This window comes from Burkholderia sp. SRS-W-2-2016 (genome assembly GCF_001931485.1).
Lineage (GTDB): Bacteria > Pseudomonadota > Gammaproteobacteria > Burkholderiales > Burkholderiaceae > Paraburkholderia.
Genome location: NZ_MSDV01000003.1, coordinates 20,301 through 32,046, shown reverse-complemented (window position 1 = coordinate 32,046; position 11,746 = coordinate 20,301). Strand labels below are relative to the sequence as shown.

The following is an 11,746-nucleotide window of genomic DNA, read 5'->3' as shown; positions in this document are numbered from 1 at the left end:
GGCGGGTCTGTTGCTGATTGTAGCGACAAACGCGTTCAGCCCGCGGTCGCTGCGCCGCCGGCTGCCGGTGGGATGGGGATGCATGCCTGGCGTTCGTCCGACACCACCCGGTCATACCGTTCAACGAACGTGCGCATCTTTTCCGGATGATCGTTGTACGAGGTGATCCACCGCGCGATCGCTGCGGCCACCGCCTCGATCAAACCGAACGTGTTGACGTACTTCATCATCGGGTCGGTGCTGGGCGGGTATTGCTGGGCACCGACGTACGGCGTCAGTCGTGCGACCTTGCCGGCGGCGACCTTCCGGGACTCCAGGTTCGACATGTGGAGCAAGCTGTTTCGCAACTCCCACAGTTCCTCAGGCGTCGCCCCGGCCGGGGTCGGGTCAGCGAACGTGCGCAACCAGTCGATAAAGACGAACGTTTCACCACGGCCGCGTTCGCCGAACTCGACATAGGCCACGGTGTCCAGGAACGACATCAGCAACTTCAAGCACGAGATGTAGTGGCCGTTGTTGTACAGCAGCCGGATCGCCTTGAAATAGTCGTCGTGGATCAGGCCCGTCATGTCGAACGTGCCCTGCTCTTCGTTGCGATATTTAAATAAGTAGTCGTCCATTCGACCAGGCTCCCCCGCACCGTCCGGCAGTTTCGACATGTCGAGAGGCGCCAGTGGCACGCTGACATCAGTTTTCGGCACGCCGTCGACGATCGACGTCATGCAAAACAGCGGCATGGGTCCGGCCCCGATGGCCGCGAACAACGGCTCAAATAGTTCGGTCACTTGCCCGAGCCGTTGCCGCACCTGGAACTGTATCGCCGTCATCGTGTTGACGACCCGGAACCGATCGACCGTCGCGAAATCGACCTCTGCACGTGACCGCAAAAAATCCATCTTCTTCGCGTCGTTTCCCTGCCGGTAATACTGCTTGATCCCCACCGTTCGAAGTTCGTCGGCCTCAAAAAAGGCGTACACGTTGTAGATCGGTTCGTGCTTCTTCATCGCCCCAGCCTCGGTCTTGTTGTGCCGTCGATGTTACCCGATCGACCGCCGCAGGCGATCGGCCGCGTGAGCGGATCGAGGAGGCCTCTGGCCTCCATTTTTTTCGTCCGTGCCCAGCAAAAGCGCTCGTTGGCGCTGGACTCTCCGAACGTACCTGGTAGTACTAGAGGTGTTGGCACCAACGCTTTCCTGGAGTTTCGAATGGCATCGGCAAAATCGACAACGCGGTGGTATCGCTGGAAAGAACAGCACGCGGCCGACCGCTGGCGTGCGTCCCTCGCGCTCGTGCGCAGTGTCGGGGCAAACGTCGACCGGGAGCGCGAAGCGGTCGGCCCGGCCGTCACGCGCACGCTCTACATTGGGGGCGCCCTTTTGGCGATGGAAAGCTTGGCCCCCGATGAGCGCCAGGCGTTCGTTGAGCGTTACGCCGATCTTCACAAAAGCGAGTCGTCGTCATGAGCATGTCCGACCGCGAGCGGCGCGAGCGACGTTACGTCGCACGTCGCTACAAGTACAAGTACGAGCGCAGCGCGGCCCGTCGGACGCTTCGTCGCCTGCGCGACGCGCAACGGATCGCGGGGTACGCCGCGTTCGCTGGCCTGGCCGTGCTGCTCGACGTGGTGTTGCCGTTCACGCCGCTCAAGCCGAGCACGCCCGCGCGGCAAGCCGTTGGCCTCTGGACCGTCGGCGTGTGCGGTCTTTCGATCGCTGCGGTTTCCATTGTCGTTGCCGTCGTGCTGCGTCAACGCGCAGGCAGTGCTGTCGAAAAACTTGAACAAGCGAACCGGGGCTATGCGCGCACCCGGTTGCGGCTTTACGAGTTGCGCGCGTCCCTAAAGGAGGTCGTATGACGACACCAACTTCGATGTTTTACAACTACGTCGTGCCGGCTTGCCTGGCGTTTCTGCTGATCGTCATCGGCATCACCATGGTCGCCCTCGACGCGCCACGGCCCGTGGTGCTGACGACGTGGGGCACGGCCGTCCTGCTGGAGCTGGCGATGTTCGTGCAACTCGTTTTCGACAAAGACTTCGGGAGCGTGCGATGAACGAACTGAACGAACGTGACCCCTGGTTCAACACCGTCGACGACGTTGAGCCGGTGGCCGTGCCGGCGGAAAGCCCGGCGCGTGCGCGCGGCGTGTCGCTGCCGGGCGTCGGCGTGGCCGTGCTCACGTCGGGCGCGGTGGCCGCTGCGGGCGTGGTGGTGCTGCTGTTCACGCTGCGCGGCCTGCTGCCGCCGCCGTTTGCGGTCGCCGCCTTCCCGCTCCTGTCGGGCGCCGTGGCGATGCTGACCGCCGGGCTTTACCGGACCGACGACGAGCATTTCGACCGGTGGCTCGGCGTGTCGTACCGGGGCGAGCAACGCGTTGCCGCTCACCAGGCTTACGCCGATCTTTGGAGTCGATCATGAGCACGCGAAAAAACATGAGGGTATGGCGTCACGTCGTCGAAGCGCTGCGCCGGTGGACGCGGGCCAGCGCAAAACGGGAGGCATCGCTGCCGCGTCGCCCTTGCGAGCCGGTCGGCGTGGACGCGGACGGCAACAACGTCTACTCGCGCGAAGACCGCCTGGCGATCCTCGAGTACGGCCTGGCTCAACGGCTGGCCGCCGAGCGGCGGCTGGCTGGTACTGACAACCGGGAGGCGGGTTAAGCGCCTTTTTTCGTGAGCGCTGCCACCGCCGCAGACGGTTCCGCGCCGCAGGCCCGGCACCAGTCGAAATAAAGCAACAAATCGACATAGCGCTCCCCTCGCTCAAGCTTGGACACGTAGGGCTGCTCGACATGCAGCAACGTCGCAAGGTCAACCTGTGACAACCCAGCGCTCTTGCGCAGAGCACGCAAGTGGGCTTGGACAGCGAGGTAGCGGCGATGATGGACGGACGGAAGCATGCCGACATGCTCCCTGCAAACTTAGATTAGTCCACTTTGGACTAATTTGGTAACATCCTGCAGCGGGTAAACGCTGCGGGTCACACGCAACAGACCATTTAAACCGGGGGTTTTATGAACACGCTGCACAGTATTAAAACGTTGGCCGCGGCTGCGGCCGTGTCCTTGGCCCTGGCTGCCTGCGGGGGCGGTGGTGGCGGTGGTTCGTCGGGCGGTGGCACCGGAACCGACACCGGCACGACGACAAGCAGCACGAACGGCGCTGCGCTTCTTGCGGCGTACAACCCGCCCGCCGACATCGCGGCGGACGTGGTGACGAACTACACCGGCCCGGCGTACAACGTAGGGAACAGCGGCATCGCGTCGAACTGCTCGAACCCGGCGGTCACGTCCACAACGGTCGTTACTACGACGAACCTGGCGGTCTTCTCCGCGAATGGGGCAAGTCTGAAAGCCCAGGAACTCGCGGCCGATCTGGCGGAGCAGGCCATCGTGAGTGTGCGGACGTACTTCAACCAGCCGGCGTCGCCGGTCGGGTTCGACGGCACCTCGAAAATCCAGTTGTGCGTCGATACGGCGATGGGTGCGCCCCAGGCAAACGGGACGGCCATCACAGGGCAAACGGCGCTGAACGTCAGCCAAGTCATGTCAGCCGACAGCCCCAACTTCGATCAGCGCTTTGCGGGCGCGACGAGTTACGCACCGTATCTAGGCCTCTTCCGCCACGAAATGAGCCACGCTTATAACTATGCGGCGGTCGAGCCGTTCGGCAACGGCCTTGAAATTTTTTACCTTGAGGGTACCGCGCAGAACGTGGCGCAAGAGCCGCTGCCGGACAAGGCCACGCTGCTGGGCTACGTGAACAGCATGGACCTGCTGTCGTTGACGAACAACGACTCGAACCTCACCGTGCTGCCGGCGTATGAAGCCATCATGAACTATCTGGTCCGCAGCACGGCCGGTGCGCTGAACAACGGGCAGGCGTCGTTGCAGACGCTGCTCGCGACATTCAAGGCCAAAGCGCTCGCGACGTGTGCCCAGCCGATCCCGGTCGGGCTCATTCCGACCGCTGGGCAAACAGCAGGAATGCCGGCCGGTGACTACAACCTCTGCTTCAGCCAGCCAGGTACGGTCGACACCCGTGAGCAGGCTGCGTTCGATGCGGCGTTCAACAGCACGTTCAAGGATTCGAACGGGGCACCGCTACTGCTCCACACGGCGGACGATCCGAGCGGCAACTCGCTGGAACAAACGCTTTATCAGCGGCTCAACGGCTTCCTGCAATGATTCGTTGACGACGTTTTCAACGGCCCCGCGAGGGGCCGTTTTTCATGACTTGAAAAAACCATCAACAAGAAAAAGGACCAATATGCAAACCGTCATGTCCTCGATAGCGCTGCTGCTGCTCGTCCTCATCATCGCCGGTTCAAACGTCGGCGCGTTCCGTTTATCGAACCGGTTAAGAATGCCCAAAAGCAGCGGTGCCCGCGCGTACGCGGGCCAGGCCGCGAGAAACCTGGGCAACGGCATCGGCACCCTCGCGTTGATCGGCCTCGCCGGCTGCGCGTGGCTCGCGATGGCCGCGCTGCTGAACCTCTCGCCGTGGCTGCATGAGCACGGCATAGCGATGTTCGCGGTCGTGCTGGGCGTGCTCAACGCGGGTTTTTTGGTGTGGCGGCTGGTGGCTTGGGACATCTGAAGGCCAGGCTTGTCCACCGCCCTCGCGTGTGGGCAACCGGACCGCGGCCACGCCGCACGCAAGAGTCCGGTTGTGCACACGTTGCGCTGCGCGCGAGGCGGTGGGCAAGTCGATCGATGATTAACCCAACGATTGAAGGACTCGGTTCGAGCCCACCGTCGGACGGCCGTTGTAGATCAGTAAGTTACGCTACATTGTCGACGCACACTTGCGGACCAGCATTCGCCAAACAAAAGAGCGTCCACAAACGGAGGAACACATGCCATTCAACATAACGCCTTGGAGTGCGATCGCCGCGAACTACCGGGGCACGGTCCTGCTGGGAAACGGGGCAAGCATATCGGTCAGCCCAACGTTCTCGTACGGATCGCTGCTGGACCATGCTAGGGCGCACGGTCTGTTCACGCCGGACGTGCACCAACTCTTCAACTTCTTCCAGACATCAGACTTTGAGTTGATTTTGCGGGTTGTGTGGCAGGCATCGAACGTGAACCGAACGTTGCAGATCGCCGATGACCGAACCCACGCCGCCTACCTTCGCGTTCGCGATTGTTTGATCGAGGCCGTGCGCGACGTTCATCCCGAACATGGCGCGGTCGGTCATCACCTACCGAACATCTATCGGTTCCTGAAATCTTTCGATACCGTGCTGTCGCTGAACTACGACCTGGTGCTTTACTGGTCTACGACTTACGGACTCGACATCGACGACGGGCACGCCTTCAAAGATTGCTTCTTGGGCGGTGGATTGTTCGCCGACGATTGGCAGCGGTTAAGGCAGCCCATCGGTCGGGAGCGCTCGACCACTCTGGTGTTTTACCCGCACGGCAGCCTCGTCTTATGCCGCAACCGTGTGGAGCAGGAGTTGAAGATTCACAATGGGCAGGCCGGTTTGCTCGAAGCGATACTGAACCTGTGGCGCGGCGAAGATGTGGTGCCGTTGTTCGTTAGCGAAGGCACCTGGCAGCAGAAAGTAACGTCGATCCAGACCAGTTACTACCTCTCGACGGTTTACCGTGAAGTGCTGCCGTCACCGCGCGAAACCCTGGCGATCTACGGCTGGGGCCTTGGCGATCACGACATTCACATTTTGCAGCGCATGGCCGCGTCTGGCGTTCGACGTGTTGCTGTATCGGTTTTCAGGGGAGATCAGGCATTTTGCAATAGGGCGCACCAGATCGTCGTCGGCATCCTCGGCCCGTACACCCACGTCGATTTTTTCGACAGTGAAAGTGCGGGTTGCTGGAACCACGACGCCTGAGGGTGACAGATGCGCAATAAACCGTGGGATCAGGCCGACGCGGCGCCTTCCGCGTCGGTCTCGGTTTCCGTCTCGTTTTCCGCCTCGGGTTCGTCCACCTCGAACACGCCTTCAAGGTATGCCGCGTAGCGCTCTTGCAGATATTTCAGGGACGAGTCGAGATCGACCTGTACCTCAAGCGCGTCCTGAAAAAACTTCAACCGTGCCCGGTTCTCGTCGAGCACCTGCCCCCACGTCTTAGCGTAGATCGAGAGGTTGTCCTTGGTGTGAATCAGTCCTGCTTCGTCCAGCACCCGGTTCCGAGCGTATGGTGCAAGGTCGTCGCTGATGACCCAGAAGACCCACGTGGTGCCGACCTGCCTGAACCGCTCATCGTTCATCACGGAGAACGCGTAGCTCTCGATCTGCGTGATCTCCGCCGCGCCAACGTCTACCTTCGGCGCTTTCAGTTCGACCACGAGGTGAGTCAACTTGTTGGCAATATGCCGCTTTGTAGCTTTCGACAGCATCAGATCGACGATGCCGCGCGTTTGTGAAATGTGCTTCACCGGCGCGTCGATGACAATGCTGGGATCGAGCATCTTCCTATGGGCGATCAAGACTTCGGTCAACGACCGATCGTCCACCGACAGACCGAACTCTTCGCCGAACAACCAGCAGTTCTGCGCGATGATCCGATGCAACTGGGAGCGCTCCTTCAACCGCTTTTTGGGTTGGGGGTCGAACAGCACCGCTTCCAGGCCGGTCAGGAACTTCAACCGGTCGGCAACCGTCTTTGCGGCGCTGATGATCGCCGACAGCGACGTGTCCCGGAGCAGATGAGCGAGATCTTCGCGCTGTTTCTTCGGCAGGAGCAACACCTCGTCCAAGATGATTTGCAAATCCTCGGGGCTCCGCTCGATCGCCTGGCGCAGCATACGAAGTTGAAACTTCCGGTTCTTAGGCTGGCTCGTGCCGAAATCCGGCAGGTGGCGCGCAACGTTGACCGCCACGATGTCGAAGACCTGCCGCTCTACCTTCTCGACCGGCGTTGCGGGTTCGCCGCTGAACGGGTAGACCGCCTCGTCTTTCCATTCCTCAACGACGGAGCGGGCCTCCTCGGCTGCTCGCGCACGGAAATGATCCTTGATCGTTTGCTGCGCTTCGCTGATCGCCGCGAGGACGCCGGGCTGCATTTCCGCCAGGTCAACGGTCCCTTCTTTCTGCGCCAGGTCGAGGTAGGGCGAGGCGAGGTAGCCGGAGAACTGGAACTGCCCGAGGATGTGGAAGCGCCGATCGACCTGCAAAAGCGGGAAGCGCTGCTCGTTGCAGAGGTACAGCGCCCGATTGCCGTTCGTCTTCCATTCGACGAGTTCCAAACGCACCCGGTGGTGCTTGTTGTCGATCACCATGTCCCTGAGGTTGAAGAACTTGCGCCCGCCGATGGCCGCGCCCGGATCGATGGCCGTGCCGTCGAGCACGATTTTCGCGTCTTCGTAGTCGGCCAGGTAAAGCGCGAAGACCTCGGTGAGTTCCTGCCGGCCGTCATCGGTGGTGAAGGTGCGAAAGTCCTTGATGGGCTCGGCAATGGTGAGGGTGGTGCCGGTGCTTGCGATCCCCGTAACTTCGGTCTCGTCGCTGATATTGACGTGATCGAGGTCGATCGCGGACATATGAATGGTGTACATCCAGAGTTTTTCATCGCGCCGGTAGACGACCGCCCATTCGGCCACGCGGCCCAACGCGAACGCCTTGAAACGCCCGCGCCCTTCCTGTCCGTGCAGGAACCGCCCCAGCCCGGTGTGCGAACGGGATTTTTTCCAGGAGCCGCCGAGGGAAATGAAACGGGCTTCCGCTTCTGCCCAAGGAAGCCCTTCGCCGTCGTCCTTTACCACGATCGCACTTAGCGTATCGAGTTCGTTGTACTCGAAGGAAACATCGACGTTCTTTGCGTCGGCGTCGAACGCGTTCCAGATCAGTTCGGACAAGGCGGGCACCGGCTTCGCACGCGTGATCTTTTCAAGAAAATCCGGCTTGACCTCCACCACGTACTGTTTCGCCGCCATGCCCCTTCTCCCGTTCTGTGTCGTCGTCGTGCCGTTTTCGTCGCCGTATTCTACCGCCGGCTTGCCCCGTTGCGTCCCATCAGCGCTGCTCGGACGATCCACGATATTTCTTCGCTCCTTCGCCGTGGCTAGGGCGAACTCTAGACCGGTCTATACCGGCCGGACGTTTCGGAACTGGGCGAGCATCATCTCGACGTCGCCAGCAAAGGCTTCGAGTTCGGCACGCTCACGTGCTTCATCGAGCAACGACAACGCGTCGCGGCCCGCCTGTTCCCAGGCGTTGTGCCCGTTCATGTACGCTTCGTAAAGCACCGGGCGCTTGACGATGAACGGCCAGGCGTTCGGACCTTCGTCGTCATCGTCCTCGTCGTACCATTTGTTTTGGATGTGCGGGTTCGCGCCCCAGCGTGCGAGCAGTTCGAGCCGTTCGGGCCATTCGTAGTCGTCACCCTCACCGCCGCCCTCGTCGGCATACTGCTCAACTTGCCGCATCAGCGTCGCGATGATCGTTCGTCCGTGGCACTGCGCGTTCACGTCGGCGCCCAGCGCGAGCAACCAGCCGATGTACTCAATGCGCCCGCGCAACACGGCGATGCACAACGGCTTGCCGCTGCCGTTGAAGCCGTTCGGGTCTGCGCCTTCGTCGAGCAACTTGTGAAACGCGCCGTCCCAGTGCTTGTTGATGGCCCGGCAAAGTTCGCGTTCGAGCCGGTGGCCCTCGGCGTCGCTGTGACGCTTCGCAAGCCGAGGCGGACGCGGTTTCTTGACGGGTTCCACGTGGGCCCAGCGCTGCATCCAGGCGCGCACCGCGGGCACCACGGGCACGTCGTCCGACTCCGCGTCGTCGGACTGGTCGTCGTCGAGCGTGTCGAACAGTTCGCCGAACTCGCGCAGGCCGGCCTCGCGCCGCTCGATCTCTTCGGGCGTCGGGCAGCGCCGCCCGTCGCTGTCGATGAACGTGGGCGCTGGGCCAACGTTCCAGGTGAGTTCAGCGGCCAGTGCTTTGCGCTTGTCGTCGTCCGCGCGTTTGCGGTAATACTGCGTCACCGCGTCCTGCTCGTCTTGCTCTTTCTGCTGCGCGTCGCTCCGCCACACCATCGCCGCCTCGATCAGGCTCTCCATGCGTGTGCGATGCCGGGTCCAACGGTTGCCGATCATCACGGCGAGCATGAGCATGACAACGGACGTAATCAAGGCAGCGGGCAGGACCCACCAGACCGAATGCAGCAGCGCCATCACACGGAAGACGCCGACGAACAGCGCGAGTTCGGCGAGCGCGCCGACCAGCAGCCACGTCGCCGCGCAGCGGCCGTGGCGCATCGCCCGATCCGTGAAGCCGTCGAGCGCGATGTCCGAGTCGATTTCGTGATCGGACCACGTCTCGTCGTTTTCGTCTTCGTCCTTGTGCAGGTCGTACGGTTCGTCGTTCATCTTGCTCATAATGGTCTCCGATGTTCAGTGCGCGGTGATGTTGAGAAGCCCTATGGGCGACGGTGTGCGGCGCGCGATCGCCGCGGCTTTGAACGAGGCCACACGGTCGAGTTTTGCGCGCATGTCGTCCGGGTTCAGCGTGCCGACTTGCAGCGCGTCGAGGACGAAGGGGATCGCTTCGTCGACCTGGCGCGGCTGCGACAGCACCACCACGTCGACGGATTTCAACGCTTGCACGACCGTCTGCGGGCGATTGCTGATCTCCCACAACGCATCGCTCATCACCAAGCCGCGATAGCCCGCGGCGCGTAGGTGTTTCGTGTAGACCGGATCGAGCACCGCGGGCAACGGGCTCACGCTCAGGTAGATGCGGTTCGACAACATGACGATCGGTGCTGCTGACAGCGGGAACGCGTCGGCCATGGCCCACACGTCGGCTGCGATGCCTGGGCAGTTCTCAACCTCATGACTGCCCTTGCGCAACTGAAAACCGGGCAGCAACGAAACCGGTTTGCACGAGGCCAGCTTTCCCGGGTAGTGCTTCAACACCGGGGCGACGCCTGCGGACTGCATCGCGTTGGCAAAGCGGGCCGCGATCACTGCAGCCTGCCGCGGGTCGTTCGAATAACTGCGGTCTTTGTCGAACACCTCGGCCACCGGGGCGTTGTCAACGTCGATGCACGCGTTGACCAGCACCGTGCCGGCACGCTCGACCTGCGCGCTGAACGCTGCGGGCGTCATCGCGGCGGCGTCCCAGGCAGGGGGCGGCGCCTCCTGGTTTTTCAGATTGCGCACAACGCCGCCCTCCTGGTCGCTCAAGATCAACACAGTCGGATGGGCCTGGCGCAGCGTGCAGGCGAGGTCCGGTTTCACATCGAGTTGATTCCGAATCAGCAGCGCGCCGAACAGGTGCGCGTCGAGCGGCGGGTTCTCCACGACGAACAAGGACCGCAGTTCGTCCGCCGTGGGCAACGGGGTCGCGGTGCAGAGCGCGGGGACGGCGAGCAGCGTCAGGGCAATGGTGATGAGCGTTTGCATGATCATTCCTCGCCCCGTTCGGGTTCGTCCTTCAGCAGCACATGCACGCACGCGGTCAGCAGGCCGGACGCGACGATGCTCGCCAGGTCGAACTCTGCCGACTGGCCGGACCGGTTGAAAACGATGAACAGCAGGGCGGTGAACACGAGCAAAACGGCGAGTAGCAGACCATGTTTGATGATGTCGTTCATGGCTTGCTTCGCTCGTTGAGCGTGCCCAGCACGCGGTTGAGGCCTGAACGTTTTGCGACGTACAAGCGTACGGCGATCACCAGCGACACGGTTGCAAAAACGCCGTGGGCCCGTGCGGCGTCGGCCGGCTCGCGCACGAGCGCAAGGGCTTGCCAGGCGCTGACGGTCACCAACGCACCGAAAAGCACCGGACGGACGTAGCGAAGAGCGTTGAACAGGTTTGGGAGTTTCATGCGTTCACCGCGGCGGAAGATGTGGACGTGATGCCGTCGATGGCCGATTGCCACGTGAACGACGTGGGGAGTTGCATGTCGGGCAGCAGGCGGGCCACGCGTCGCGCGCGTGCCCGCTCTTCGAACTGGGCCGTTGCTTCCGCTTGAAATGCGTCCCATGCGGCGAGCATTTGACGCAGAGACGCCGCACCGGCCGCGGCCTGCGCCTGCTGCGCGATGCGTGCCGTGCGACGTTCAGCGCGTGCACGTGCGCGGGCGCGTTTCAGCACGAGGGCACGGGCTTGCTGTGCTTCCGTTTTCGTTGCGCGACGAATGATCTTTGCGGACAGCCACGGCAGCGTGACCGGGAGTTCTTGAGCCGAGTCGGCTGCGTGCTCGATGTTGAGTGCGAGGGAGTACATGGTGTGGGCTCCCGTTCACTTGCCGGACCGGTCGTCGGCCGGCAGCAGTTGCACGTCATGGCCTGAACCGTTGATCGTGGCGATGTTCGCCAGCGGCGACGGGAACCACTCCAGGGGTGAACGGAACAGGTCGAGCGCGCGTGCGTCAAACGTGCGGTGACGAAGCAAGAACGCGCGGAACGCGCCGCTGAACCACGTGGCGCCGGTGTACGCTGCTGCACCAACACGAGCCAGCACCAGCGCGAGGCTTGCATGTCCGTGGGCAGCAGACAGGACCGCAAAGGTGAGGTTTAACAGGAACGCAAAACCGGCGATGTATGCGGTGAACGATGAAGCGCGGTAAGCGCGCTGAAGGTCTGCTTCGGACATGTCGGCGGTGCGACGGTGGAAGTCGTTCATGAGGGGCCTCGGGCAAGTTGTTAAAGAGCGAGTGGGCTGCGGCGTGAGCGTTGGCACCAACGCTTTAGTTGTTGCTCCAGGCGATGCCGCTGTCAAGCGTGTACGACAAAAAAGGCCCTGTTTTCAGGGCGTTTCTGAGTCTTCATCAGG

General features: G+C 62.3%; 17 protein-coding genes. 8 read left to right on the top strand and 9 right to left on the bottom strand.

Features of this window, described 5'->3' with window-relative positions; all coding sequences use genetic code 11:
• Positions 1–35: 35 nt before the first annotated feature.
• Positions 36–1,004: a hypothetical protein gene (locus BTH42_RS35310; RefSeq protein ID WP_178392099.1), complete on the bottom strand. Its 969-nt coding sequence runs from the start codon at positions 1,002–1,004 to the stop codon at positions 36–38.
• Between the two features lie 201 nt (positions 1,005–1,205).
• On the opposite strand from BTH42_RS35310, the gene BTH42_RS00705 reads away from it, so the two are divergent.
• The 5 genes from BTH42_RS00705 to BTH42_RS00685 are packed head-to-tail and all read left to right on the top strand — an operon-like array spanning position 1,206 to position 2,659.
• Positions 1,206–1,463, top strand: coding sequence for a hypothetical protein (locus tag BTH42_RS00705; protein ID WP_075294811.1), 258 nt, complete (start codon positions 1,206–1,208; stop codon positions 1,461–1,463).
• Positions 1,460–1,855, top strand: a complete 396-nt coding sequence (locus BTH42_RS00700; RefSeq protein ID WP_075294810.1) for a hypothetical protein — start codon at positions 1,460–1,462, stop codon at positions 1,853–1,855. The genes BTH42_RS00705 and BTH42_RS00700 overlap by 4 nt, the downstream gene beginning before the upstream one ends.
• On the top strand, positions 1,852–2,052 hold the full coding sequence (locus tag BTH42_RS00695; RefSeq protein ID WP_143751946.1) for a hypothetical protein: 201 nt from the start codon (positions 1,852–1,854) through the stop codon (positions 2,050–2,052). Before BTH42_RS00700 ends, BTH42_RS00695 begins: the two co-directional genes overlap by 4 nt.
• On the top strand, positions 2,049–2,417 hold the full coding sequence (locus tag BTH42_RS00690) for a hypothetical protein (RefSeq protein WP_075294808.1): 369 nt from the start codon (positions 2,049–2,051) through the stop codon (positions 2,415–2,417). The genes BTH42_RS00695 and BTH42_RS00690 overlap by 4 nt, the downstream gene beginning before the upstream one ends.
• Positions 2,414–2,659 (top strand): hypothetical protein, encoded by a 246-nt coding sequence (locus BTH42_RS00685; protein WP_075294807.1) that lies wholly within the window; start codon positions 2,414–2,416, stop codon positions 2,657–2,659. The genes BTH42_RS00690 and BTH42_RS00685 overlap by 4 nt, the downstream gene beginning before the upstream one ends.
• Here the strand turns inward: BTH42_RS00685 and BTH42_RS00680 are convergent.
• Entirely contained in the window at positions 2,656–2,898 is a 243-nt protein-coding gene (locus BTH42_RS00680) for a helix-turn-helix domain-containing protein (RefSeq protein WP_075294806.1), read from the bottom strand. The genes BTH42_RS00685 and BTH42_RS00680 overlap by 4 nt on opposite strands.
• 114 nt (positions 2,899–3,012) lie before the next feature.
• Here BTH42_RS00680 and BTH42_RS00675 point away from each other — a divergent pair, with 114 nt between their 5' ends.
• The 3 genes from BTH42_RS00675 to BTH42_RS00665 all read left to right on the top strand — a co-directional run bounded on the left by BTH42_RS00675 (position 3,013) and on the right by BTH42_RS00665 (position 5,858).
• Complete coding sequence (locus tag BTH42_RS00675) at positions 3,013–4,185, top strand: hypothetical protein (protein ID WP_075294805.1); 1,173 nt, start codon at positions 3,013–3,015, stop codon at positions 4,183–4,185.
• Positions 4,186–4,267: 82 nt separating this feature from the next.
• Positions 4,268–4,597, top strand: coding sequence for a hypothetical protein (locus tag BTH42_RS00670; RefSeq protein WP_075294804.1), 330 nt, complete (start codon positions 4,268–4,270; stop codon positions 4,595–4,597).
• Positions 4,598–4,856: 259 nt separating this feature from the next.
• A complete protein-coding gene (locus BTH42_RS00665) occupies positions 4,857–5,858 on the top strand; it encodes a DUF4917 family protein (RefSeq protein ID WP_075294803.1) in 1,002 nt (333 codons plus the stop codon).
• A gap of 29 nt (positions 5,859–5,887) precedes the next feature.
• Here the strand turns inward: BTH42_RS00665 and BTH42_RS00660 are convergent, their stop codons facing one another.
• The 7 genes from BTH42_RS00660 to BTH42_RS00630 are packed head-to-tail and all read right to left on the bottom strand — an operon-like array spanning position 5,888 to position 11,596.
• Complete coding sequence (locus BTH42_RS00660; protein ID WP_143751945.1) at positions 5,888–8,005, bottom strand: ATP-binding protein; 2,118 nt, start codon at positions 8,003–8,005, stop codon at positions 5,888–5,890.
• Between the two features lie 48 nt (positions 8,006–8,053).
• A complete protein-coding gene (locus BTH42_RS00655) occupies positions 8,054–9,343 on the bottom strand; it encodes an ankyrin repeat domain-containing protein (protein WP_075294801.1) in 1,290 nt (429 codons plus the stop codon).
• Between the two features lie 15 nt (positions 9,344–9,358).
• Positions 9,359–10,372, bottom strand: coding sequence for a glycoside hydrolase family 3 N-terminal domain-containing protein (locus BTH42_RS00650; protein WP_178392098.1), 1,014 nt, complete (start codon positions 10,370–10,372; stop codon positions 9,359–9,361).
• A 2-nt stretch (positions 10,373–10,374) separates the two neighbouring features.
• Positions 10,375–10,563 carry a hypothetical protein gene (locus BTH42_RS00645; protein ID WP_075294799.1) on the bottom strand — a complete coding sequence of 63 codons (189 nt, stop codon included), beginning with the start codon at positions 10,561–10,563 and terminating at the stop codon, positions 10,375–10,377.
• Positions 10,560–10,796 (bottom strand): hypothetical protein, encoded by a 237-nt coding sequence (locus BTH42_RS00640; protein ID WP_075294798.1) that lies wholly within the window; start codon positions 10,794–10,796, stop codon positions 10,560–10,562. The genes BTH42_RS00645 and BTH42_RS00640 overlap by 4 nt, the downstream gene beginning before the upstream one ends.
• Positions 10,793–11,197, bottom strand: coding sequence for a hypothetical protein (locus BTH42_RS00635; RefSeq protein ID WP_075294797.1), 405 nt, complete (start codon positions 11,195–11,197; stop codon positions 10,793–10,795). The genes BTH42_RS00640 and BTH42_RS00635 overlap by 4 nt, the downstream gene beginning before the upstream one ends.
• A 15-nt stretch (positions 11,198–11,212) precedes the next feature.
• Complete coding sequence (locus BTH42_RS00630; RefSeq protein ID WP_075294796.1) at positions 11,213–11,596, bottom strand: hypothetical protein; 384 nt, start codon at positions 11,594–11,596, stop codon at positions 11,213–11,215.
• Between the last annotated feature and the right edge of the window lie 150 nt (positions 11,597–11,746).

Coding starts and splice junctions, on each gene's coding strand:
- BTH42_RS35310 (WP_178392099.1), bottom strand. CDS start 1,004: ATGAAGAAGCACGAACCGATCTACAACGTGTACGCCTTTTTTGAGGCC.
- BTH42_RS00705 (WP_075294811.1), top strand. CDS start 1,206: ATGGCATCGGCAAAATCGACAACGCGGTGGTATCGCTGGAAAGAACAG.
- BTH42_RS00700 (WP_075294810.1), top strand. CDS start 1,460: ATGAGCATGTCCGACCGCGAGCGGCGCGAGCGACGTTACGTCGCACGT.
- BTH42_RS00695 (WP_143751946.1), top strand. CDS start 1,852: ATGACGACACCAACTTCGATGTTTTACAACTACGTCGTGCCGGCTTGC.
- BTH42_RS00690 (WP_075294808.1), top strand. CDS start 2,049: ATGAACGAACTGAACGAACGTGACCCCTGGTTCAACACCGTCGACGAC.
- BTH42_RS00685 (WP_075294807.1), top strand. CDS start 2,414: ATGAGCACGCGAAAAAACATGAGGGTATGGCGTCACGTCGTCGAAGCG.
- BTH42_RS00680 (WP_075294806.1), bottom strand. CDS start 2,898: ATGCTTCCGTCCGTCCATCATCGCCGCTACCTCGCTGTCCAAGCCCAC.
- BTH42_RS00675 (WP_075294805.1), top strand. CDS start 3,013: ATGAACACGCTGCACAGTATTAAAACGTTGGCCGCGGCTGCGGCCGTG.
- BTH42_RS00670 (WP_075294804.1), top strand. CDS start 4,268: ATGCAAACCGTCATGTCCTCGATAGCGCTGCTGCTGCTCGTCCTCATC.
- BTH42_RS00665 (WP_075294803.1), top strand. CDS start 4,857: ATGCCATTCAACATAACGCCTTGGAGTGCGATCGCCGCGAACTACCGG.
- BTH42_RS00655 (WP_075294801.1), bottom strand. CDS start 9,343: ATGAGCAAGATGAACGACGAACCGTACGACCTGCACAAGGACGAAGAC.
- BTH42_RS00650 (WP_178392098.1), bottom strand. CDS start 10,372: ATGCAAACGCTCATCACCATTGCCCTGACGCTGCTCGCCGTCCCCGCG.
- BTH42_RS00645 (WP_075294799.1), bottom strand. CDS start 10,563: ATGAACGACATCATCAAACATGGTCTGCTACTCGCCGTTTTGCTCGTG.
- BTH42_RS00640 (WP_075294798.1), bottom strand. CDS start 10,796: ATGAAACTCCCAAACCTGTTCAACGCTCTTCGCTACGTCCGTCCGGTG.
- BTH42_RS00635 (WP_075294797.1), bottom strand. CDS start 11,197: ATGTACTCCCTCGCACTCAACATCGAGCACGCAGCCGACTCGGCTCAA.
- BTH42_RS00630 (WP_075294796.1), bottom strand. CDS start 11,596: ATGAACGACTTCCACCGTCGCACCGCCGACATGTCCGAAGCAGACCTT.